General features: G+C 55.0%; 19 protein-coding genes. 11 read left to right on the top strand and 8 right to left on the bottom strand.

What is annotated here, in order from left to right:
• Positions 1 to 10 precede the first annotated feature (10 nt).
• Positions 11 to 1,474 carry a beta-barrel assembly-enhancing protease gene (bepA, locus tag KI228_RS16095; RefSeq protein ID WP_044256917.1) on the bottom strand — a complete coding sequence of 488 codons (1,464 nt, stop codon included), beginning with the start codon at positions 1,472 to 1,474 and terminating at the stop codon, positions 11 to 13.
• 223 nt (positions 1,475 to 1,697) lie between these two features.
• Here bepA and KI228_RS16090 point away from each other — a divergent pair, with 223 nt between their 5' ends.
• Positions 1,698 to 2,762: an AI-2E family transporter gene (locus KI228_RS16090; RefSeq protein WP_042999858.1), complete on the top strand. Its 1,065-nt coding sequence runs from the start codon at positions 1,698 to 1,700 to the stop codon at positions 2,760 to 2,762.
• 183 nt (positions 2,763 to 2,945) lie between these two features.
• On the opposite strand, the gene bcp is transcribed toward KI228_RS16090, so the two are convergent.
• Positions 2,946 to 3,416, bottom strand: coding sequence for a thioredoxin-dependent thiol peroxidase (gene bcp, locus KI228_RS16085; RefSeq protein ID WP_042999859.1), 471 nt, complete (start codon positions 3,414 to 3,416; stop codon positions 2,946 to 2,948).
• Complete coding sequence (locus KI228_RS16080; protein WP_042999860.1) at positions 3,416 to 3,988, bottom strand: glycine cleavage system transcriptional repressor; 573 nt, start codon at positions 3,986 to 3,988, stop codon at positions 3,416 to 3,418. The genes bcp and KI228_RS16080 overlap by 1 nt, the downstream gene beginning before the upstream one ends.
• Positions 3,989 to 4,133: 145 nt before the next feature.
• Here KI228_RS16080 and dapA point away from each other — a divergent pair, with 145 nt between their 5' ends.
• From dapA to ypfH, 6 genes are all read left to right on the top strand, one after another.
• Positions 4,134 to 5,012 (top strand): 4-hydroxy-tetrahydrodipicolinate synthase, encoded by an 879-nt coding sequence (gene dapA, locus KI228_RS16075; protein ID WP_042999861.1) that lies wholly within the window; start codon positions 4,134 to 4,136, stop codon positions 5,010 to 5,012.
• A gap of 16 nt (positions 5,013 to 5,028) precedes the next feature.
• Entirely contained in the window at positions 5,029 to 6,063 is a 1,035-nt protein-coding gene (gene bamC, locus KI228_RS16070) for an outer membrane protein assembly factor BamC (RefSeq protein ID WP_042999862.1), read from the top strand.
• A 112-nt stretch (positions 6,064 to 6,175) separates the two neighbouring features.
• Positions 6,176 to 6,889 (top strand): phosphoribosylaminoimidazolesuccinocarboxamide synthase, encoded by a 714-nt coding sequence (purC, locus tag KI228_RS16065; RefSeq protein WP_042999863.1) that lies wholly within the window; start codon positions 6,176 to 6,178, stop codon positions 6,887 to 6,889.
• A 124-nt stretch (positions 6,890 to 7,013) separates the two neighbouring features.
• Positions 7,014 to 7,880, top strand: a complete 867-nt coding sequence (gene ypfJ / locus KI228_RS16060) for a KPN_02809 family neutral zinc metallopeptidase (RefSeq protein ID WP_042999864.1) — start codon at positions 7,014 to 7,016, stop codon at positions 7,878 to 7,880.
• 14 nt (positions 7,881 to 7,894) lie between these two features.
• The gene (locus tag KI228_RS16055) at positions 7,895 to 9,904 is read left to right on the top strand and encodes a tRNA(Met) cytidine acetyltransferase TmcA (RefSeq protein WP_061069787.1); all 2,010 of its coding nucleotides are present in this window, start codon (positions 7,895 to 7,897) and stop codon (positions 9,902 to 9,904) included.
• Positions 9,905 to 9,977: 73 nt separating this feature from the next.
• Positions 9,978 to 10,676, top strand: a complete 699-nt coding sequence (gene ypfH, locus KI228_RS16050; RefSeq protein WP_044256912.1) for an esterase — start codon at positions 9,978 to 9,980, stop codon at positions 10,674 to 10,676.
• Positions 10,677 to 10,716: 40 nt separating this feature from the next.
• On the opposite strand, the gene KI228_RS16045 is transcribed toward ypfH, so the two are convergent.
• The 3 genes from KI228_RS16045 to KI228_RS16035 are packed head-to-tail and all read right to left on the bottom strand — an operon-like array spanning position 10,717 to position 12,431.
• Positions 10,717 to 10,917: a YpfN family protein gene (locus tag KI228_RS16045; RefSeq protein ID WP_012906607.1), complete on the bottom strand. Its 201-nt coding sequence runs from the start codon at positions 10,915 to 10,917 to the stop codon at positions 10,717 to 10,719.
• 26 nt (positions 10,918 to 10,943) lie between these two features.
• A complete protein-coding gene (gene dapE / locus KI228_RS16040) occupies positions 10,944 to 12,071 on the bottom strand; it encodes a succinyl-diaminopimelate desuccinylase (protein WP_042999867.1) in 1,128 nt (375 codons plus the stop codon).
• Positions 12,072 to 12,074: 3 nt separating this feature from the next.
• Positions 12,075 to 12,431: an ArsC family reductase gene (locus KI228_RS16035; RefSeq protein ID WP_042999868.1), complete on the bottom strand. Its 357-nt coding sequence runs from the start codon at positions 12,429 to 12,431 to the stop codon at positions 12,075 to 12,077.
• A 388-nt stretch (positions 12,432 to 12,819) separates the two neighbouring features.
• Here KI228_RS16035 and ypfM point away from each other — a divergent pair, with 388 nt between their 5' ends.
• Positions 12,820 to 12,879: a protein YpfM gene (gene ypfM, locus KI228_RS16030; protein ID WP_001386977.1), complete on the top strand. Its 60-nt coding sequence runs from the start codon at positions 12,820 to 12,822 to the stop codon at positions 12,877 to 12,879.
• Between the two features lie 93 nt (positions 12,880 to 12,972).
• Here the strand turns inward: ypfM and acrD are convergent, their stop codons facing one another.
• Both acrD and narQ read right to left on the bottom strand, forming a co-directional pair.
• Complete coding sequence (gene acrD / locus KI228_RS16025; RefSeq protein ID WP_061069788.1) at positions 12,973 to 16,086, bottom strand: multidrug efflux RND transporter permease AcrD; 3,114 nt, start codon at positions 16,084 to 16,086, stop codon at positions 12,973 to 12,975.
• Between the two features lie 168 nt (positions 16,087 to 16,254).
• Complete coding sequence (narQ, locus tag KI228_RS16020) at positions 16,255 to 17,961, bottom strand: nitrate/nitrite two-component system sensor histidine kinase NarQ (RefSeq protein WP_044256907.1); 1,707 nt, start codon at positions 17,959 to 17,961, stop codon at positions 16,255 to 16,257.
• 212 nt (positions 17,962 to 18,173) lie between these two features.
• Between narQ and aegA the strand changes: the two genes are divergently transcribed.
• From aegA to KI228_RS16005, 3 genes are all read left to right on the top strand, one after another.
• Positions 18,174 to 20,135, top strand: a complete 1,962-nt coding sequence (aegA, locus tag KI228_RS16015) for a formate-dependent uric acid utilization protein AegA (RefSeq protein WP_061069789.1) — start codon at positions 18,174 to 18,176, stop codon at positions 20,133 to 20,135.
• A gap of 172 nt (positions 20,136 to 20,307) precedes the next feature.
• Positions 20,308 to 20,883 (top strand): GDP-mannose pyrophosphatase NudK, encoded by a 576-nt coding sequence (nudK, locus tag KI228_RS16010; RefSeq protein ID WP_044256903.1) that lies wholly within the window; start codon positions 20,308 to 20,310, stop codon positions 20,881 to 20,883.
• Between the two features lie 125 nt (positions 20,884 to 21,008).
• The gene (locus KI228_RS16005) at positions 21,009 to 22,049 is read left to right on the top strand and encodes a DUF1176 domain-containing protein (protein WP_042999873.1); all 1,041 of its coding nucleotides are present in this window, start codon (positions 21,009 to 21,011) and stop codon (positions 22,047 to 22,049) included.
• Positions 22,050 to 22,084 lie beyond the last annotated feature (35 nt).

Below are 22,084 nucleotides of genomic sequence, written 5' to 3'. Positions count from 1 at the left end.
AGAATCCTTTTTACATTTTCGTGTACGGCTTAAAGCGTTCCTGCAACTGGCGCAGTTGGTCGATGCGCGCATCGTAACGCGCCTGTTGTTGGCTGCCCAGCTTCACTTGCGAACTGGCGCTGCTCAGTAACGAGATGGCCTGATCGAGACGGCCCGCCAACGCATACCCTTCCGCACGCGCGGCCAGTTCCTGATCGCGGTTATACAACGCGGCTTCCGCCTGCGCCAACAGATCCCAGCCGTTGGCGTCGTCCTTGTTGTTAAAGGTATAACGGTTAAGGATGGTTGCCGCTTCTTGTGGCTGACCGCCCTGTAGCAGGGCGTTCGCAAGGTTAAGTTGCAAAACTGGGTTGATTCGCAAATCACGCGCTTTTTTCAGTCGGGCAATCGCGTCACTGGTTTTCTTTTGCCCGAGGTCGATGTCGGTGGCCAGATCCAGATACCAGGCGTTATTGGGCTCTGCGGACAGCAGCGGTTGCAGCGCTTTGCGAGCCTCGTCGTATTTATTGGCTTCCATCGCCTGTAACGCACGACCGTACTGCGCCGCGCGCTGCTGTCGGACGTTACCTTTTGCCCACTCGTCGAGCATGTCGCTGGTCAGTTGGTTTCGTCCGGAGTTATACATCCCCAGAGTTCGCGCTTTCGCCAGATAGAAATCTTCAGAGGATTGCACCACCACCGGACGCATCTGGTTTGCGCGATTGCGGGTATCTGAAAGACGACTTTCCGGCAGGGGGTGGGTCAGCAAAATTTCAGGCGGACGCGAGGAGTAACGCGCCTGGTCGAGCAGTTTTTCCAGGAAAGTCGGCATCGCCTGCGGATCGAATCCAGAACGTTGTAAAACCTGAATGCCGATACGGTCTGCTTCCTGTTCATTTTGCTGCGTGAAGCTAATCATCCCTTGACGCGATCCCGCCAGCGTGCCGGTGAGCGCGGCCATCCCGGCCTGAGGGCTCGCCATCGCCAATAGAATGGAGCCTAACGCGCCAACCCAGGTCAGCGGCGCGCTGCGTTTCTGATCTTCCATGGCGCGCGCAAGGTGGCGCTGGGTGACGTGCGAGATTTCGTGCGCCATAACTGAGGCGAGCTGACTTTCGTTATCGGAATAGCGAAACAGGGCAGAGTGCAGCACGACGTTACCGCCAAAAAAAGCAAAGGCGTTGATTTCGTCATTGTTAATCAAAAAGAAATGGAAGGGCGTCTTGACCGAATCGGCGTGTGAAACCAGACGCATACCCAACCCATTAATGTACTGAACCAGCAGCGGATCGTTAATCAGCGGCGCGCTGCCACGCAGCTGGCGTACATAATAATCGCCCATCTGCATTTCCTGGCCGATGGAAAGCGTACTTGCCGCCGAGGTTCCCATGTCTGGCAAGCTGTCCGCGGAGTTTGCGAACGCGGGAGCCACCTGACTCAGGGTCAGCGCGGCAATGAGGGTAGCAACCAGGTTCTTCTTAAACTGCCTGAACATAACCTCTGTCCTGTTTTCTTTGAGATAGTCATTTGACCGATGCCGGGTCGTATCGTTCCGTGTCTGCCGACACAGGCAGTGTAACGGCGAAATTTGTCGATGAATACCCTGCACAAATGACTTTTCAGTTTCCAGAATCAGCAATAAAAAGCGAAGTCTTTTTTGTGACATTTCGATACAATTCGGGATCGCAATCCCGCTATTGAGGTTCAGGGAAGGTTTTATGCTCGAAATGTTGATGCAATGGTATCGCCGTCGCTTTAGCGACCCCGAGGCGATTGCCTTGCTGGTTATTCTGGTTGCCGGGTTTGGCATTCTTTTCTTTTTTAGCGGATTACTGGCGCCGCTGCTGGTTGCCATTGTGCTGGCGTACCTGCTGGAATGGCCAACGGTGCGTCTTGAAGCCATCGGCTGCTCGCGCCGCTGGGCGACCTCTCTCGTGCTGATCGTATTTGTCGGCATTTTGCTGTTGATGGCCTTTGTGGTGATGCCGGTGGCATGGCAACAGGGGATCTTACTGATTCGCGACATGCCAGGCATGTTGAACAAACTGTCGGATTTTGCCGCTACGCTGCCGCGTCGTTATCCGGCTTTAATGGATGCGGGCATTATCGATGCGATGGCGGAAAATATGCGCACCCGCATGCTGACGATGGGCGATTCGGTAGTGAAATATTCGCTGGCCTCTTTGGTCGGGCTGCTGACTCTGGCGGTCTATCTGGTGCTGGTGCCGCTGATGGTGTTCTTCCTCGTCAAAGATAAAGAGCAAATGCTGAACGCCGTGCGTCGTGTGCTGCCGCGTAATCGCGGGCTGGCGGGGCAGGTCTGGAAGGAGATGAACCAGCAAATCACTAACTACATCCGCGGCAAGGTGCTGGAGATGGTGGTGGTGGGCGTGGCGACCTGGCTGGGCTTCCTGATGTTTGGCCTCAACTACTCACTGCTACTGGCCGTGCTGGTGGGGTTCTCGGTACTCATTCCCTATATTGGCGCTTTTGTAGTCACTATTCCTGTGGTAGGCGTTGCGCTGTTCCAGTTCGGTCTGGGGACCGAGTTCTGGAGTTGTTTCGCCGTCTATTTGATTATCCAGGCGCTGGACGGCAACCTGCTGGTGCCGGTGCTGTTTTCTGAAGCAGTCAATTTGCATCCGCTGGTGATTATCCTGTCAGTGGTGATCTTTGGCGGCCTGTGGGGATTCTGGGGCGTGTTCTTCGCCATTCCGCTGGCGACGTTAATCAAGGCCGTTGTCCATGCCTGGCCGGATGCGCAGGTCGTTGACGAGTCCTGAGGCGTTTATGTAACAGGGAAGTGGTGAACTGTGTGTTAGTCGATGCGCTCTGAGCGAAAGGCAAAAAGGTAGCGCGAGATAAAAAGGCGAGTGTAAAAAAGGACGCTTAAACAGACAGCCGATTACCCGGCCTACACACGGTAGGCCGGACAGGGCGTCAGCCGTCATCCGGCAGCGTGAAAGTCAGGCGTTTTCTTTCAGCCAGTTCAGCACCACATCGTGGTGATTACTGGTTTTGAAATCATCGAAAACGTGTTCAATCTTACCGTCAGCGTCAATCAAGAAGCTGATGCGATGGATCCCATCATAGGTTTTCCCCATAAAGGATTTCTCGCCCCAGACGCCAAACTGCTCGCAGACCTGATGATCCTCGTCGGACAGCAGGGTAAAGTTAAGCAGCTCTTTTTCGGCAAAACGGGAAAGCTTTTCAGGCTTGTCAGTGCTGATGCCCAGCACGTCTACACCTGCTTTTTTCAGCTCATCCATGTTATCTCGCAGGCCACAGGCCTGAACGGTACAGCCTGGTGTCATGGCTTTCGGATAGAAATAGACCAGCACACGCTGTCCCTGGAAGTCGGTCAAATTTACTTGTTCTCCGTCTTGATCCGGCAAGCTAAATTTCGGTGCGATGTCACCGGCTTTCAGTGGATTCATTACTTAACTCCATCCTGTTCATCATGTTGTGAATAATTAACAACGTTAATACTGCCTTGTGCATTGAGTTCTGTACATAGTGCTTTAAAGGCCTGTTCAATATTTGCGGCATCATCCGATGCCGGACTGTGGGCGGTAATCTGGATGTATAACTGCGCCGCCTTATCATTTTCAGCAGGTTGCGTGCGCGAAACCAGTTCCGCAATGTTCATTCGATGGTTATCAAACAGGGCTGTAAATCGTTCAATTAAATGTGGCGAATCCGGTACATCAACCTGAACCCATACCGTTGCCGGCATTGGCGGACGGGGATGCGCCGTCGTACGCTTCATCACAATCAGTAAATCCAGCTCTGCACCTTTCAACGGCAGGGTCGATTCGATCAGGGTGATGGCATTCCAGGTACCCGACAGCAGCATGATAAACGTAAACTCATCGCCCAACATGGCCAGGCGACTGTCTTCGATATTACAGCCGCAACTGCTGACATGGCGGGTGATCGTGTTCACAATTCCAGGGCGATCGGCACCCAGCGCAGTAATAACCAGGTAATGTTGCGATGAAGGTGTCAAACCTGTTCTTCCTTTGAGAGGTGGGGTAATCATAAGGAAAGCATAAAAAAAACCTGCATACAACAATCAGAAGGGCTCTCGTCGCTTGCTTTTATTGTCGTACCAAACGTAACATTGAGACACTTGTTTGCACAGAGGATGGCCCATGTTCACGGGAAGTATTGTCGCGCTTGTTACACCGATGGATGAAAAAGGTAATGTCTGCCGGTCAAGCCTGAAAAAACTGATTGATTATCATGTCGCCAGTGGCACCTCGGCGATCGTTTCTGTTGGCACTACCGGTGAGTCCGCTACGCTGAGTCATGATGAACATGGCGATGTGGTGATGATGACGCTGGAGCTGGCTGATGGGCGTATCCCGGTGATTGCCGGTACGGGCGCGAACGCGACCGCAGAAGCCATTAGTCTGACGCAGCGTTTCAATGACAGCGGAATTGTCGGCTGCCTGACGGTAACGCCTTACTACAACCGTCCGACTCAGGAAGGTTTGTTCCAGCATTTCAAAGCCATCGCGGAACATACTGACCTGCCCCAAATTCTGTATAATGTGCCATCCCGTACCGGTTGCGATATGCTGCCGGAAACCGTTGGTCGTCTGGCGGAATTAAAAAATATTGTCGCAATTAAAGAGGCGACAGGGAACTTAAGTCGGGTTCACCAGATCAAAGAGCTGGTTTCCGATGATTTTCTGCTGCTCAGCGGCGATGACGCGACCGCGATGGACTTTATGCAGTTAGGCGGTCATGGCGTGATCTCCGTGACGTCTAACGTTGCGGCGCGTGATATGGCGGAAATGTGCAAACTGGCGGCGGAAGGGCGTTTTGCCGAGGCGCGTACCATTAATCAGCGTCTGATGCCGTTACATAACAAACTGTTTGTCGAACCCAACCCAATCCCAGTGAAATGGGCATGTAAGGCGTTGGGCCTTGTGGCGACCGATACGCTGCGCTTGCCGATGACACCCATCACAGACAATGGTCGTGAAATTGTCAAAGCGGCGCTCAAGCATGCCGGTTTGCTGTAAAGTTTAGGGAGATTTGATGGCTTACTCAGTACAAAAGTCGCGCCTGGCCAGGGTTGCGGGTGTTTCGCTTGTTTTGCTGCTCGCGGCCTGTAGTTCTGACTCGCGCTACAAGCGCCAGGTGAGTGGTGATGAATCCTATCTGGAAGCCGCACCGCTTGCTGAACTTCATGCGCCTGCCGGTATGATTCTGCCGGTGACCACGAGCGACTACAACATTCCGGTCACCAACGGCAGCGGTGCCGTTGGGAAAGCGTTGGATATCCGTCCGCCGGCACAGCCGCTGGCGCTGGTTTCCGGTGCCCGGACCCAGTTTGCGGGCGATACCGCCACGCTGCTGGTGGAAAACGGGCGTGGAAATACGCTGTGGCCGCAGGTGGTCAGCGTGATTCAGTCTAAAAACTACACGATTGAAAAACGTGATGATGCCAGCCAGACGCTGACAACCGGTTGGGTTGACTGGAACCGTCTGGACGAAGACGAGCAGTACCGTGGCCGTTATCAAATCTCGGTTAAACCGCAGGGCTATCAGCAGGCGGTGATGGTGAAACTGGTCAACCTTGAGCAGGCCGGTAAGCCTGTGGCGGATGCCGCTTCACTGCAGCGTTATAGCACTGAGATGATGAACGTGATTTCTGCGGGCCTTGATAAGACCGCGACTGACGCCGCGAATGCTGCACAGAACCGTTCTGCCGCCACGATGGATGTGCAGAGCGCCGCGGATGACACCGGTTTACCGATGCTGGTGGTGCGTGGCCCATTCAACGTCGTCTGGCAGCGCCTCCCGGCAGCACTGGAGAAAGTCGGCATGAAAGTGACCGACAGTACCCGTTCGCAGGGGAGTATGGCTGTTACCTACAAACCGCTGTCCGATAGCGGCTGGCAGGAGCTGGGCGCTCGCGATCCAGGGCTCTCTTCCGGTGACTACAAACTGCAGGTCGGTGATTTAGACAACCGCAGCAGCTTGCAGTTTATCGATCCGAAGGGGCATACCCTGACGCAGAGCCAGAACGACGCGCTGGTTGCTATCTTCCAGGCAGCGTTTAGCAAGTAAAAAAACAGGGCTGGAGAAATCCGGCCCTTTTTATTTCCGTGCTACGCAAACGTGTGCGTGGCATAATATTCCCCGTTTTGAATACAAATGATCACACCCAGGAGTAATGAAGATGCAAAAGCAAGCTGAGTTGTATCGTGGTAAAGCGAAGACCGTATACAGCACGGAAAACCCGGACCTGTTGGTGCTCGAATTCCGCAATGATACGTCAGCAGGGGATGGCGCGCGCATTGAGCAGTTTGATCGTAAAGGTATGGTGAATAACAAGTTCAACTATTTCATCATGACCAAACTGGCCGAAGCGGGTATCCCGACGCAGATGGAGCGACTGCTCTCTGATACCGAATGTCTGGTGAAAAAGCTGGATATGGTGCCGGTCGAGTGCGTGGTGCGTAACCGTGCGGCAGGCTCTCTGGTTAAACGTCTGGGTATTGAAGAGGGCATCGAACTGAATCCGCCGTTATTCGACCTGTTCCTGAAAAACGATGCAATGCATGACCCAATGGTCAACGATTCCTACTGCGAAACCTTTGGTTGGGTGAGCAAAGAGAATCTGGCACGAATGAAAGAGCTGACCTATAAAGCGAACGATGTGCTGAAAAAAATGTTCGATGACGCAGGACTGATCCTCGTCGACTTCAAACTGGAGTTCGGTCTGTACAAAGGCGAAGTGGTGCTCGGCGATGAATTCTCTCCGGACGGTAGCCGTCTGTGGGACAAAGAGACCCTCGAGAAAATGGACAAAGACCGTTTCCGTCAGAGCCTGGGTGGCCTGATTGAAGCCTATGAAACCGTGGCGCGTCGTCTGGGTGTGAATCTCGACTAACTTACCTTTCGGGTCGGGGATGCTCTCCGACCCGCTCTTCGCACTTCAATCTTGTTTTCCTGTGGTAATCTTCCGCTGAACCGCCTACGATCATCATCATAACGAATAGAATGTTGAGGTAAGTATGCGCTGGCAAGGGCGTCGTGAAAGTGACAATGTGGAAGACAGGCGCAGCAGCTCAGGCGGTGGTCCCTCTCTGGGCGGGCCAGGATTTCGTCTGCCGAGCGGCAAAGGCGGAATTATTCTGCTCATCGTCGTGCTGGTTGCCGGGTATTACGGCGTCGATTTAACCGGACTGATGACGGGACAACCGGTCTCTCAGCAGCAGTCTCAGCGTTCCATCAGCCCGAATGAAGATGAAGCAGCAAAATTTACCTCGGTGATTCTGGCAACGACAGAAGACTCCTGGGGACAGCAGTTTGAAAAAATGGGGCGTACCTATCAACCGCCAAAGCTCGTGATGTACCGTGGAGCAACGCGAACTGGCTGCGGTACCGGACAATCCATCATGGGGCCGTTTTATTGCCCGGCGGATAGCACGGTCTATATCGATCTCTCCTTCTACGATGACATGAAAGACAAACTGGGCGCGGACGGTGATTTCGCTCAGGGGTATGTGATTGCTCACGAAGTCGGTCATCACGTCCAGAAACTGCTTGGCATCGAGCCGAAAGTGCGTCAGATGCAGCAGAACGCCTCGCAGGCGGAAATCAACCAACTCTCTGTCCGTATGGAACTACAGGCGGACTGCTTTGCCGGTGTCTGGGGCAACAGCATGCAGCAGCAGGGCGTACTGGAGTCCGGCGATCTGGAAGAAGCATTGAATGCCGCCGAAGCGATTGGCGACGATCGTCTCCAGCAGCAAAGTCAGGGGCGCGTCGTTCCGGACAGCTTCACCCACGGGACGTCAGAGCAGCGCTATCGCTGGTTTAAGCGCGGTTTCGATAGTGGCAATCCGGCGCAATGTAATACCTTTGGTAAAGGTTTTTAACTTCTGAGGCAGGGATGTCTGGTTACACCGCGCTGAATGCGTTAACCGCGCAAATGACCCGGGAGGGGATTCGCCGCCTGCTGGTGCTGAGCGGCGAGGCGTCCTGGTGTCATGAACAAGTACAGCACCTGCGCGACACGTTGCCCGGCGACTGGCTATGGGTTTCCCCTGATGCCGCCGCCGAACCCAGTTGCACGCCGCTGGCGCTGCAAACGTTACTGGGACGTGAATTCCACCATGCCGTTTTCGATGCTCTGGCCGGGTTTGATGCGGCGGCTTTTGCTGCCTTAAGCGGAACGCTGCGCGCGGGCAGTTGGCTGGTGTTACTCACGCCGACACTGGCGCGCTGGCATCTCTGTCCTGATAATGATTCGCTGCGCTGGAGCGACTGCGCGCAACCTATTGCGACTCCCCATTTTATCCACCGCATTCGTCGCCTCATCGCGGCGGATGAACAGACGCTGTGCTGGCAACAGTCGCAGCCGTTTTGCGTACCGTATTTTTCAGAACGTCCTCACTGGCAGTCCGCAACCGGTGCGCCGCTGCCGGAACAGGCCGCTATTCTGACGCAACTGCTCCGGATGCCCGAAGGGATCGCCACGGTGACCGCCGCGCGTGGACGTGGAAAATCGGCGCTGGCCGGTCAGTTGATTTCACGTATTACGGGCAACGCCCTTGTGACGGCACCGGCGAAAGCGGCAACGGACGTGCTGGCGCAATTTGCCGGTGACCGTTTCCGCTTTATGGCGCCAGATGCGCTGCTGAGTGTGGAGGTTGATGCCGACTGGCTGGTGGTGGATGAGGCGGCGGCGATCCCTGCGCCGCTCCTTCAGCGTCTGGTTTCCCGTTTTCCGCGCGCCCTACTGACAACGACCGTACAGGGCTACGAAGGCACCGGACGCGGCTTTTTGTTAAAATTTTGCGCCCGCTTCCCGGAACGACAGCGTTATGAACTTCAGCAACCCGTCCGCTGGGCGCAGGGATGTCCGCTGGAGAAATGGGTTAGCGACGCGCTGGTTTTTGATGATGACGATTTTGCAACTACCCCGCAGGGCTGCATGGTGATTAGGCCTTTCGAACAGGACGCCTGGCAGACGCAACCGGAAATGCCTCTGGCGGTCTATCGGCTGCTTTCCGGGGCGCATTATCGTACCTCTCCGCTGGATCTACGCCGAATGATGGATGCGCCGGGGCAGCATTTTTTCCACGCCACCTGTGACAGGGAAATCGTCGGGGCACTCTGGCTGGTTGAGGAAGGCGGTCTTGCTCCCGAACTCAGCCAGGCGGTCTGGGCGGGATTTCGGCGACCGCGGGGGAATCTCGTCGCGCAGTCGCTGGCGGCACACGGTGGCGATCCGCTGGCGGCTACCCTGACCGGTCGTCGAATCAGTCGCATTGCCGTCCATCCGGGACGTCAGCGTGAGGGGATTGGACAACAGCTGATCGCGCAGGCTCATACGGCACACTGTGACTATCTTTCCGTGAGCTTTGGCTATACGCCGGAGCTGTGGCGCTTCTGGCAGCGCTGTGGTTTTATCTTGGTGCGGGTAGGCAACCACAAGGAGGCCAGTAGCGGCTGCTATACCGCAATGGCGCTCTTACCGCTAAGCGCGGCAGGCAGGCGCCTGGCCGAATATGAGCACCACCGTTTGCGTCGCGATGCGGATATTCTTACGCGGTGGAATGGGGAGGCGATCCCGGTTGAACCGCTGAAAGCGACTACGCTTAATGAAGATGACTGGCAGACGCTGGCAGGGTTTGCTTTCGCGCACCGTCCGTTGTTGACCTCTCTCGGTGGTCTGAACCGCCTGCTGTCGACCAGCGCGTTGCCGCTACCGGCGCTGCGGGGCAGCCTGCAAGCACGCCTCAGCGATGCGGAACTCTGTGTGACATTGCGCCTTTCAGGGCGCAAAGCACTGCTGAAGCGTCAGCGGGAAGAGGCGGCGCAGGCGTTAGCCGGGCTGGATCCCGCACGGACTGAGCATGACCGTAATGGCATTCTGCAATGGCAATTTTTTCACTAACTCCTTCAATTTTCTGGCATGGTCATTGCGATTGAGCAGCGTAGAATTAACGACATCAGTTAAGGAGATCGCCATGAAACATGACCATTTTGTTGTTCAAAGTCCGGCCCAACCTGCTCAACAGCTGTTGCTGCTGTTTCATGGCGTGGGTGATAACCCCGTTGCGATGGGAGAGATTGGTTCGTGGTTTGCCCCTCTCTTCCCGGACGCGCTGGTGGTCAGTATCGGCGGCGTTGAGCCGAGCGGACCGGCATCCGGGCGGCAGTGGTTTTCCGTGCAAGGGGTGACGGAAGAGAACCGTCAGGCACGGATTGACGCTATCATGCCGGTGTTTATCGAAACCGTACGTTACTGGCAAAAACAGAGTGGCGTAGGGGCAAATGCCACGGCGCTGATTGGTTTCTCGCAGGGCGCGATTATGGCGCTGGAGAGCATCAAAGCCGAGCCTGGGCTGGCCTCGCGGGTGATTGCGTTTAACGGACGCTACGCCAGCCTGCCGGAAACGGCATCGACCGCCACCACGATTCATCTGATTCACGGTGGGGAAGACCGGGTCATTGAGCTTTCGCATGCGGTAGCCGCCCAGGATGCGCTGTTAAGCGCAGGCGGGGATGTCACGCTGGATATTGTGGAAGACCTCGGTCACGCGATTGACGACCGTAGCATGCAGTTTGCACTCGACCATTTGCGCTATACCGTGCCGAAGCACTACTTTGATGAAGCGCTCAGCGGCGGTACGCCGAACGATGATGACGTAATTGAGATGATCTAAAAGACAAAGCCGGAATGGGGAAACCCCTTCCGGCTCTGGTTTATTTCTTCGGTTGGTCTTTCTTCGGCCAATCGTCGTCGTCATCCCACTTATCGTTAAAATCACGATGCGGGGGAAGTTCCGGTTTATTCGCGAGGAATTTTTTGTGGTCGACGCGTTTGAGATCCTTGATCACATTCAGCAGCACACCTACCAAAAACACCAGCACCAGAATCCACCAATATTTTGCCAGCCAGTCCATGCGCGTTACCTCTTGCAGGAACCTCGTCAGGCGACGAGTTGTTCCATTATACGTTGATACATACGGGCAAGCAGTTGCAGGTCGGCGGCGTTCACACATTCATTAATTTTATGAATCGTGGCATTCACCGGACCGAGCTCTACGACCTGCGCCCCCATACGAGCGATAAACCGTCCATCGGACGTACCGCCCGTGGTCAGTAACTGCGGTTTAATTTCATTATAGTGCTCGATGGCGTTCACGACTGCATCCACCAGTTTCCCGCGATCGGTCAGGAACGGCTGGCCAGAGAGCCACCAGTCAACGGTATAGCGCAACTGATGTTTCTCGAGCAGCGCGTGCACCCGCGCTTTGATCATCTCGTCAGTCAGTTCGGTACTGAAACGGAAGTTGAACTGCACAAACAGTTCACCGGGGATGACGTTATTGCTACCGGTACCCGCCTGGACGTTGGCAATCTGCATGCTGGTGGCCGGGAAAAACTCATTGCCCTGATCCCACTCAATATTCACCAGTTCATTGAGCATCGGCGCGGCGCGATGTACCGGGTTATCCGCCAGGTGTGGATAGGCGACGTGACCCTGCACACCGTGGATAGTCAGGTTACAGGTGAGCGATCCGCGACGGCCGTTTTTCACCACGTCACCCACGACTTCGGTACTTGAGGGTTCGCCGACCAGACAGTAATCCAGGCGCTCATTTCGCGCCATCAGCGCCTCAACCACCTTAACGGTGCCGTTTTTCGCGCTGGCCTCTTCATCGGAGGTGATCAGGAACGCCAGGCGCCCTTTGTGGTTCGGGTGCTGAGCGACAAAACGCTCTGCCGCCACCACCATGGCCGCCAGCGAACCTTTCATATCCGCCGCGCCGCGGCCGAACAACATCCCGTCGCGGATGGTTGGCTCGAAAGGTGGGTTGATCCAGCGATCGGCATCGCCCGCCGGCACGACGTCGGTGTGACCGGCAAACGCCAGCGTCTCACCCTGTCCGCGCCATGCCCAAAAATTCTGTGTATCCGCAAAATCCATGCGCTCAACGGTAAAACCGATCGCACGCAGGCGCTCAATCATCAACGCCTGACATCCGGCATCATCCGGGCTCAGGGAAGGGCGGCGAATAAGCTGTTGTGTCAGCTCAATAACCGGGCACGACATAGACTACACCTCGTCAAAAAACTGCTGATAACTGGATTCACTAAAACCCAGCAGCATAGGCTTCCCGGGCGCACAGAGCAATGGGCGTTTGATGATTGCCGGCATTTCAGTCATTAATGCGGCGGCGGACGCGGCATCCGTGATGTGACTGCGTGTGGTTTCATCCAGTTTTCGCCACGTCGTCCCACGGGTGTTGAGAAGCGGTTCCCACCCTAATTCATTGATAAATGAAGTGAGAAGTGTGCTGTCCAGACCATCGACACGGTAATCATGAAAACGGTAGTCAATGCCACGCGCTTCCAACCAGCGGCGGGCCTTTTTAATGGTGTCGCAATTTTTAATACCGTAGAGGGTAATCATGTGCATCCTTATTAACGTAAACTGATTATATAATCATCAATATCGTTACGTCCGATAATACATCTTGTCATTTAATCGTGATCGGTAAATATAACATTGTTGAAGTAATGTGAATAATAATTCCTGAATTTGTTGGAATTTTCTTCTTAATCAAAATTCGGAATTTTCTCCGACGCAGTCACTTGTTTTTAATCGAAATTGAAGAAGTACCAGATAAGGTATGATTGTTGCGAATTATTGCAGTAAGTCACATAAAATTTATGGTGACCGCGCCATAGTAATCACATCAACCACACCCCGGAGGATGTAATCACAGCAATCGGTTAATTTGTCTTCACCAGATGAGAATGTTTTTGTAGAATACCCATAATAAGAAGCAGAGGTTGTTATGATTGAACGCGAACTGGGGAACTGGAAAGATTTTATCGAAGTTATGCTTCGCAAATAAATTTCTGGAAGGATGACCAAATAACAGAACATACCGTGTGAGATTCATCACACAGAAAGGGCGACCCGTTGGCAGGTCGCCTTTTTTTGTCTGTTATTCCGGACGCGGCTTCAGTGGGAAGCGGCGACGTACCAGCACGAAAAACAGCGGCACGAAGTACATTGCCAGCACCGTTGCCGAGATCATCCCGCCCATGACGCCCGTCCCGACGGCGTGTTGACCGCCGGAGCCTGCGCCGCTGCTGATCGTCATCGGCAGTACGCCAAAGATAAACGCCAGTGAGGTCATCAGGATCGGACGTAAGCGCTGTCGACATGCATGTAGCGTCGCATCCAGCAGATCGTGTCCTTTCTCATTCATCTCATTGGCAAATTCAACGATCAAAATGGCGTTTTTCGCCGAAAGCCCAATGACCGTCAACAGCCCGACCTGGAAATAGACATCATTTTCCAGGCCACGCATCCAGGTCGCAAGCAACGCGCCGATGACCCCCAAGGGCACCACCAGCATCACTGAGAACGGTACTGACCAACTTTCATACAGCGCAGCCAGGCACAGGAATACCACCAACAGTGAAATGGCATACAGGGCCGGAGCCTGCGCTCCGGAGAGTCGCTCCTGGTAAGACATGGCGGTCCATTCCAGTCCAAATCCGGTCGGCAACTGACGCACCAGCGACTCCATCACATCCATCGCTGTCCCGGTACTCACTCCTGGTGCGGCTTCACCGACAATTTCGACGGCGGAATAGCCGTTGTAGCGCTCCAGACGTGGAGAACCCGTCTCCCAGCGAGAGGTGGCGAAGGCGGAGAAAGGCACCATACCGCCGCTGTTATTGCGCACGTACCACAGGTTGATGTCGTCTGGCAGCATACGGTATTTCGCTGCCGCCTGGACGTAGACCTTCTTGACGCGGCCACGGTCCATAAAGTCGTTGACGTAGCTCGATCCCCAGGCGGTCTGCAACGTATCGTTGATGTCGTCAATGGATACACCCAGCGCCTGCGCTTTGCGTTGGTCGACATCAATTTGCAACTGAGGACTGTCGTCCAGACCGTTGTGTCGTACACGAGTCAGGGCGCTATCCTGCGACGCCAGGCGAAGCAGTTGGTCACGCGCGGCCATTAAGGCGTCATGACCGGCGCCGGCGTGATCTTGTAGTTCCATATCAAAACCTGCGGAACTGCCGAGACCGCTGATGGCAGGCGGACTGCTGGCGAACACGCGCGCCTCTTTGATTTTGTTAAACGCCTTCGTCGCACGTTCGATAATGGCAAACGAGGTGCCAGTCGTCGGGTCGCGTTCGCTCCAGTCTTTCAGGCGTACAAACATACGCGCCACGTTCTGACCGTTGCCCCCTGGGCCAGAACCGACCGTCGCAAAGACGGACTGGACGGTATCCTTTTCCTGGGTGAAATAATATTTCTCGACTTCCTGTACCACTTTTAAGGTTTGTTGCTGCGTTGAGCCGCTTGGCAACTGAACCGAGGTGATAAACATGCCGCGATCTTCCAGCGGCAGGAACGAGGTCGGCAGACGCAGGAACAGAACCACCATCGCGCCAAGCAGCAGCACATAAATCAGGAGCCAGCGCAGGCTGCGATGCAGAATTTTGGCAACGCCTTTTTCGTAGCGTTCGGCGTTACGGTTGAAGGTACGGTTAAACCAGCCGAAGAAACCGGTTTGCCCGTGATGCTCGCCTTTATGCAGTGGTTTAAGCAAAGTGGCGCACAGGGCAGGGGTAAGGATCATCGCCACCAGAACGGAAAGCACCATCGCCGCCACAATGGTAATGGAGAACTGACGGTAGATTGCCCCGGTGGTTCCGCCAAAAAAGGCCATCGGTACGAAGACGGCTGACAGCACCATCGCGATACCGACCAGCGCACCCTGAATTTGTCCCATCGATTTTCGCGTCGCCTCGCGCGGCGTGAGGCCTTCCTCACTCATAATACGCTCGACGTTTTCCACAACCACGATGGCGTCATCCACCAGCAGGCCGATTGCCAGTACCATCGCAAACATCGTCAGGGTATTGATGCTGTAGCCGAAGGCATAGAGCACCGAAAACGTCCCCATCAGTACCACCGGTACGGCAATAGTGGGGATCAGCGTGGCGCGGAAATTTTGCAGGAACAGGTACATCACGAGGAACACCAGCGCGATGGCTTCCAGCAGTGTTTTCACCACGTCTTCAATCGAGGCTTTAACGAAGGAGGTGGTTTCATAGGCCACCTTGTACTCAAGACCATGTGGGAAGTATTGCGCCAGTTCATCCAGACGCTTAATGACCTGGGTCGCGGTGGCCATTTCGTTGGCCCCCGACGCCAGTTTCACTCCAAGACCGGATGCCGCATTGCCATTGAAGCGGCTGAGATAGTCATACTTCTCAGCCCCCATTTCGACGGTGGCGACATCGCCCAGGGTTACTTCTGAGCCATCCTGATTGACACGTAGCGAAATGGCGCGAAACTGTTCCGGCGTTTGCAGCAGCGACTGGGCGTTAATGGTGGCATTCAGCGCCTGGGTATCAATGGAAGGGGTTCCGCCAAGCTGTCCGACGGCGATCTGCGCGTTCTGCGACTCAATGGCGTCGGTGACATCTTTCGCCGTCATCTGGAAGCTGTTGAGCTTTGCCGGATCCAGCCAGATGCGCATGGAATATTGCGAGCCGTAGGCATCGATGTCGCCGACGCCGCTCACCCGGCTGAGCGGATCCTGAATATTACTGGCTACGTAGTCCGCGATATCCTGCTTATCCATCGACCCGTCGGTGGAGACAAAAGCAATCGTCAGGATGTTGGTATCCCCGGTCTTACGGACCGTGACACCCTGGTTCTGTACCGCCTGCGGCAGTTTACGCATCGCCGACTGTAACTGGTTCTGGACCTGTTGTACGGCTTCATCCGGATCGGTGCCCGCCACGAAGCTCAGCGTAACCGACGCTTGTCCGGTGCCGCTGCTTTGCGATGACATGTACATCAGATTATCGAGGCCGGTCATGTTCTGCTCAATGACCTGGGTGACGGTGTTTTCCAGCGTTTGGGCGGAAGCGCCAGGATAGTTTGCCGTGATGCGCACGTTTGGCGGCGCCAGATCAGGATATTGCTCCACCGGCAAAGAGAAAATCGCCAGGGTACCTGTCAGACACAACAGAATAGCCAGCACCCAGGCAAATATGGGGCGATCGATAAAGAAATTCGCCATCAGAAAGAGGACCTCATTATTCTACATATCTTTATAGGTATGACTTGCTTCACTGTATCGGGAAGGTACGAGCCAAACGTGGAGAAAAAAAGGAGATAATGTAAATTATCATGCCTGATTACAGTGTTTGTCAGCTTCCCACATGCTCACGTCCGGTTTTGTGAGATTTTATGCCAGATGACTCGCATCCTCTTCTGATTCTGTCGAGCGAAAGCTAATGCTCACTAACGTCCCACCGCCGGAAGGCTGCGAAAAACTTAACGTGCCGCCAAGACGTTCCGCGCGCTCGCGCATAATGTTCAGGCCGTAATGCCCCGCCGGTTCTTTAGGTTCGCCAATGCCCACGCCGTTATCGCGAATATACACCGTGTGATTGCCATCCGGCGCTGTCACACAGCTAACGGCAATCTCACTGGCACTGGCGTGCTTCATCGCGTTGAGCACCGCTTCCCGGATAATCTGTAACAGATGGACCTGCATCTGCGCATCGAGCGCCAGCGTCGGCAACCGGCAGTCCAGAGTGAGTTTAGCGGCAGTTTGCCCTTGTAGCGCTTCGAGCATTTCATGCAGTGCGGAAGGTAAATCAGCCTGTTGCAGGGTTAGACGGAAGGTGGTCAGCAGTTCACGCAACTGACGATAGGCGTCGTTCAGCGCCCGCGAGAAGTCATCCATAATGGCCTGCGCCGGGGCGTTATCCTCAGGAATGGCGCGTTTGAGCAGCGTCAACTGAATGCGCAGATACGAAAGCACCTGCGCCAGAGAGTCATGCAGTTCACGGGCAATAGTGGCGCGTTCTTCCATCAGCAACAGTTGCTGGAAGTGTTTCTGCGCATGGTTGAAGTACAGGCCGCGCCCCAGCATTGTCGATACGCTGTTTAACAGCGGGATCGCGCTGGCGACATGCTGACTTTGCCAGTGCAGCTCGCCGTAGACCGTCTCCTGCATGGTCACCGGCAGGATTTGCATCGGCAGGTCGGCCTGTTTTTCACCTTCACTGATACGCCAGTTTTCGCCGACGGTAAGCTCCAGAAATAGTGCCGCTTCATTATCACGGACAATCTGCAAAATATGGCGGAAGCAGTGCACATCAATCTGACTGGTATTTAGCGCCTGAGAACACTGGTACAGCACTTCCAGACGTCGCTTGGCTTCATGGAGATCGTGGGTCTTTTCTTCGACCTTCGCTTCCAGCGAGCGGTACAGCTTATGCAACTCGCTCGACATCTGATTAAAGGTCTTCGCCAGTAGCCCCAGTTCGTTGGGAAGGTGCGTATCCAGCGGCGGCGAATCAAACTGACCGTGTTCGATGCGCTGGCTGGCCATTACCAGTTGGTTCAGTGGGCGCACAACCTGATGACGAATACGGCGCAGGGTGAAAAAGACGAGGGTAAAAATCCCGATACCGCCCGCCAGCGAGATCCCCACCACCAGCATCACTTTGCGCTCGGCATAGTGCTGCAAGGCCAGCACGAAGAGATCGATCTTATCGACGTAGGCGTTAATGTTGTTCTGATACCACTGCAGATCCCCATCAATCAGGCGGGCATTCATCTCCAGCCAGTTGGCATGCAGTTGCGCGTAGCGACCTTTCACCGCCTGAGGCACATACCAGGCATTCAGATTGCTTAACGCCGATGAGTTGAGGGCTTGCTGAAAGAGCAGACGATGGGCGTTTAATTGCGGGCTGTGGCTTTGCAGATCGTACCCCAGACGATAGCTCTGCATACGTAATGAACCCGCCACGTTAATGGCTTCGGCATCCCGCAGGCTGCTGGCCAGCGTCAGTAACGCAACGCCGGTTGAGAGAATCGAGAGCAGGACAATGTAAAAAAAGGCCCGGGCCAGGCTGGCCGAGACGGGGCGTTTGACGATCACACGCGTAATTTCCTTTAAAAGTGCTTACGGTAAAAATCTCTCGCAGATCTGAAACGTAATTTCACTCTGGCTGAAATAAATTGATCTGCCACAGGTTCTGTAGAAATAGTTGTGCTTCCTGGGCAAATGAACATTGCCGACGTGTGGTCAGTCGGTTAATAACAACACTTATATAAAGAATAAGGTTTTTACAACCAAAAAAGAAGGTCGCCATGAACCGTTTTATTATGGCCAACAGCCAACAGTGCCTGGGATGCCATGCCTGTGAAGTCGCTTGCGTTTTGGCCCACAATGAAGAGCAACACGTCCTTAGCCAACGTCACTACCAGCCCCGGATCACGGTTATCAGGCATCAGCATCAGCGAAGTGCAGTGACCTGCCACCATTGCGAAGATGCGCCCTGCGCCCGCAGTTGTCCGAATGGAGCGATAAGCCACGTCAACGACAGCGTGCAGGTCAATCAGCAAAAGTGTATCGGCTGTAAATCCTGCGTGGTGGCTTGTCCGTTTGGCACCATGCAAATCGTCCTGACCCCCGTCGCCAACGATCAGGTCAAAGCCACAGCACATAAATGCGACCTCTGTCAGGGGCGGGAAAAGGGGCCGGCCTGCGTGGAGAACTGTCCTGCGGACGCACTGCAACTGGTGACGGAAGGGTCGTTAACCCGGCTGGCGAAAGCGCGACGTTTACGTACTGCCCGGCAGGAGAATCAGCCGTGGCATGCCGATGCCACAGCGACCGCTTTCCCCGCAATGAGCAAAATTGAGCAAATGCACGCGACGTCGGCGCGCGGTGAGCCGGATAAACTGGCTATCGACGCGCGAAAAGTCAGCTTTGATGAAATCTATCTGCCGTTTCGCACGGCTCAGGCGGAGCGGGAGGCCTCACGCTGCCTGAAGTGTGGTGAACACAGCATTTGCGAATGGACCTGCCCGCTACATAACCACATCCCTCAGTGGATTGAACTGGTGAAAGCCGGAAATATTGATGCGGCAGTGGAGTTGTCTCACCAGACGAATTGTCTGCCGGAAATCACCGGGCGCGTTTGTCCACAAGACCGACTGTGCGAGGGCGCCTGTACGGTGCGCGACGAGCACGGCGCGGTGACGATCGGCAACATTGAACGCTACATTTCTGACCGCGCGCTGGGTAACGGCTGGCGGCCGGATCTGAGTCATGTCCAGAAGGTCGATAAGCGTGTGGCGATTATTGGCGCCGGTCCGGCAGGGCTTGCCTGCGCCGACGTGCTGGCGCGTCACGGCGTCAGCGCCACGGTTTTTGATCGTCACCCTGAAATCGGCGGGCTGCTGACCTTTGGCATCCCGGCCTTCAAACTGGATAAATCACTGCTGGCGCGTCGTCGGGAAATTTTTAGCGCGATGGGGATCCATTTTGAGCTGAACTGCGAAGTGGGCAGGGATGTGAAAATGGAGGCGCTGCTCGAGGATTACGATGCCGTATTTGTCGGCGTGGGAACCTATCGTTCGATGAAGGCCGACCTGCCTAACGAAGAGGCTCCGGGCGTCTATGACGCGCTGCCATTCCTGATCGCCAATACTAAACAGGTGATGGGACTGGACGAATGTCCTGAAGAGCCGTACATCAACACCGCCGGACTTAACGTGGTGGTGTTGGGCGGAGGCGACACGGCGATGGACTGTGTCCGTACCGCGCTGCGTCATGGCGCAAGCCAGGTCACCTGCGCCTATCGCCGTGACGAAGCCAACATGCCGGGTTCGAAGAAAGAGGTGAAAAACGCGCGTGAGGAAGGGGCGAAGTTCGAGTTCAACGTACAGCCGGTCGATCTGGAACTGAGCGCGGACGGGCGCGTTTGCGGCATTCGTTTTCTGCGTACGCAATTGGGTGAGCCGGATGCCCAGGGACGCCGCCGTCCGGTGCCAATTGCTGGCAGTGAATTTGTGATGCCGGCAGATGCTGTGATCATGGCGTTTGGTTTCCATCCGCACGGGATGCCGTGGCTGGAGAGCCATGGAGTGCAAGTGGACAGCTGGGGGCGCATCGCGGCAAACGTGGAGAGTGCATACCGTTACCAGACCACTAACCCGAAAATTTTTGCTGGCGGCGATGCTGTTCGCGGCGCCGATCTGGTGGTCACCGCGATGGCGGAAGGGCGCCATGCGGCGCAGGGGATCATCGACTGGCTGGGGCGGTAAACGTTTGACTATCCCGTAGGCCGGATAAGGCGTAACCGACATCAGGCTTGATAGCGCTGCGCTTATCAGGCCTGCCATTCGCCTCTATCCGGCATAAATCAGCCTTATCTTACACAGACAAAACCGGCTTCACGGCGTAGTATAATTTCTCTTCTTACGCTGTGGAGTCGATATGTCGCAAAAAATCACCCTCGTTAAAGACAAAGTCCTTTCTGATAACTATTTCATCCTGCGCAATATTACCTACGATCTGACCCGCTCGAACGGCGATGTCATCCGCCACAAACGTGAAGTGTACGATCGCGGCAACGGGGCAACGATCCTGCTGTATAACGCAGAGAAAAAGACGGTGGTGCTGATTCGTCAGTTCCGCGTAGCGACGTGGGTGAACGGTAACGAAAGCGGGCAGTTGATTGAAACCTGCGCAGGATTACTGGACAACGACGAGCCGGAAGCCTGCATTCGCAAAGAGGCCATTGAAGAGACAGGCTATGAAGTGGGTGAGGTGCGCAAGCTCTTTGAGCTGTACATGTCTCCCGGCGGTGTGACGGAGCTGATTCACTTTTTTATCGCCGAATACAGCGAAAGCCAGCGTGCTAACGCGGGGGGTGGTGTGGAAGACGAAGACATCGACGTGCTGGAATTACCGTTTACTCAGGCACTGGAGATGATTAAAACCGGTGAAATACGAGACGGTAAGACCGTGTTATTGCTCAACTATTTACAATCCTCCCATTTAATGGATTGATAAATAAGGTTTATATTTCTTTACGAATGATTGAATCTATCCGACAAATCCGATTGAGCATGGTCAACAGCACAACGAAGATACGACCTGTGTTGTTCGTTTGACTTCTGGGGTTATTACCGTCCATGCGCTATCGCGTTATTTTCCTTTTCCTGCTCGGCCTGATTCCGGCCCGCTTGCTGTGGGCCGCGCCCGCGCAACAGGCCTTTTCTGACTGGCAGGTAACCTGTAATAACCAGAATTTTTGCGTCGCGCGTAACACCGGTGAACATGGCGGGCTGGTGATGACGCTGAGCCGCAGTGCCGGGGCGCATACCGATGCCGTCTTGCGCCTCGATCTTGGCGGATTGACCGCGCCCACCAACGAAGCGGATATCGCGCCACGCCTGTTGCTGGATGGCAAACCGTTGGCGCTGAGCCCAGATCACTGGAGAATGACGCCGTGGCACCTGATGACAGATGATCCGGCGACTATCGCTGAATTTCTGCTGACGATTCAGGACGGGAAGGCGATTACCCTGCAAAAGGGCAATCAAACCATTTCGCTGGCCGGGCTGAAAGCGGCGCTGTTGTTCATCGACGCGCAGCAGAAGCGGGTGGGCAGCGAAACGGCGTGGATTGAAAAAGGGGACGATCCTCCACTGAGCGTGCCACCGGCACCGGCGCTGAAAGGCGTAGCCGTCGTTAACCCAACACCCACACCGCTCTCCCTCGACGAACGCAACGACCTTCTTGATTACGGCAACTGGCGAATAAACGGCATTAAGTGTTCACTCGATCCTTCACGCCGTGAGGTGCGGGTGACCGCCCTTACCGATGACAAAGCCCTGTTGATGATCGCCTGCGAAGCCGGAGCGTACAACACCATCGATCTGGCGTGGATCGTGTCGCGGAAAAAACCACTGGCCTCACACGCCGTACGCCTACGTTTACCGTTTAACAGCGGCGCGGAAAGTAATGACATGGAGTTAATGAACGCCGTGTTTGATGAGAAGTCGCGTGAACTGGTTACCCTGGCAAAAGGGCGGGGATTAACGGACTGCGGCATCCAGACTCGCTGGCGTTTTGACGGTCAGCGTTTTCGTCTGGTGCGTTATGCCGAAGAGCCGAGCTGTGATGGCTGGCATGGGCCAGATGCCTGGCCCACGCTGTGGATCACGCGTTGATTTTTTATCGGATGACGACGCAGTCGTCATCCGGC

Origin of the sequence: Citrobacter amalonaticus (assembly GCF_018323885.1) — a bacterium.
GTDB lineage: Bacteria > Pseudomonadota > Gammaproteobacteria > Enterobacterales > Enterobacteriaceae > Citrobacter_A > Citrobacter_A amalonaticus.
This window is presented reverse-complemented; position numbering and strand designations above follow the sequence as displayed.

Bases quoted from the DNA above. Each gene is read 5' to 3' on its own strand.
- ypfH (WP_044256912.1), top strand. From the start codon at position 9,978: ATGAAACATGACCATTTTGTTGTTCAAAGTCCGGCCCAACCTGCTCAA.
- bepA (WP_044256917.1), bottom strand. From the start codon at position 1,474: ATGTTCAGGCAGTTTAAGAAGAACCTGGTTGCTACCCTCATTGCCGCG.
- bamC (WP_042999862.1), top strand. From the start codon at position 5,029: ATGGCTTACTCAGTACAAAAGTCGCGCCTGGCCAGGGTTGCGGGTGTT.
- ypfJ (WP_042999864.1), top strand. From the start codon at position 7,014: ATGCGCTGGCAAGGGCGTCGTGAAAGTGACAATGTGGAAGACAGGCGC.
- dapE (WP_042999867.1), bottom strand. From the start codon at position 12,071: ATGTCGTGCCCGGTTATTGAGCTGACACAACAGCTTATTCGCCGCCCT.
- KI228_RS16090 (WP_042999858.1), top strand. From the start codon at position 1,698: ATGCTCGAAATGTTGATGCAATGGTATCGCCGTCGCTTTAGCGACCCC.
- KI228_RS16035 (WP_042999868.1), bottom strand. From the start codon at position 12,431: ATGATTACCCTCTACGGTATTAAAAATTGCGACACCATTAAAAAGGCC.
- KI228_RS16045 (WP_012906607.1), bottom strand. From the start codon at position 10,917: ATGGACTGGCTGGCAAAATATTGGTGGATTCTGGTGCTGGTGTTTTTG.
- KI228_RS16055 (WP_061069787.1), top strand. From the start codon at position 7,895: ATGTCTGGTTACACCGCGCTGAATGCGTTAACCGCGCAAATGACCCGG.
- acrD (WP_061069788.1), bottom strand. From the start codon at position 16,086: ATGGCGAATTTCTTTATCGATCGCCCCATATTTGCCTGGGTGCTGGCT.
- purC (WP_042999863.1), top strand. From the start codon at position 6,176: ATGCAAAAGCAAGCTGAGTTGTATCGTGGTAAAGCGAAGACCGTATAC.
- KI228_RS16005 (WP_042999873.1), top strand. From the start codon at position 21,009: ATGCGCTATCGCGTTATTTTCCTTTTCCTGCTCGGCCTGATTCCGGCC.
- nudK (WP_044256903.1), top strand. From the start codon at position 20,308: ATGTCGCAAAAAATCACCCTCGTTAAAGACAAAGTCCTTTCTGATAAC.
- bcp (WP_042999859.1), bottom strand. From the start codon at position 3,416: ATGAATCCACTGAAAGCCGGTGACATCGCACCGAAATTTAGCTTGCCG.
- aegA (WP_061069789.1), top strand. From the start codon at position 18,174: ATGAACCGTTTTATTATGGCCAACAGCCAACAGTGCCTGGGATGCCAT.
- dapA (WP_042999861.1), top strand. From the start codon at position 4,134: ATGTTCACGGGAAGTATTGTCGCGCTTGTTACACCGATGGATGAAAAA.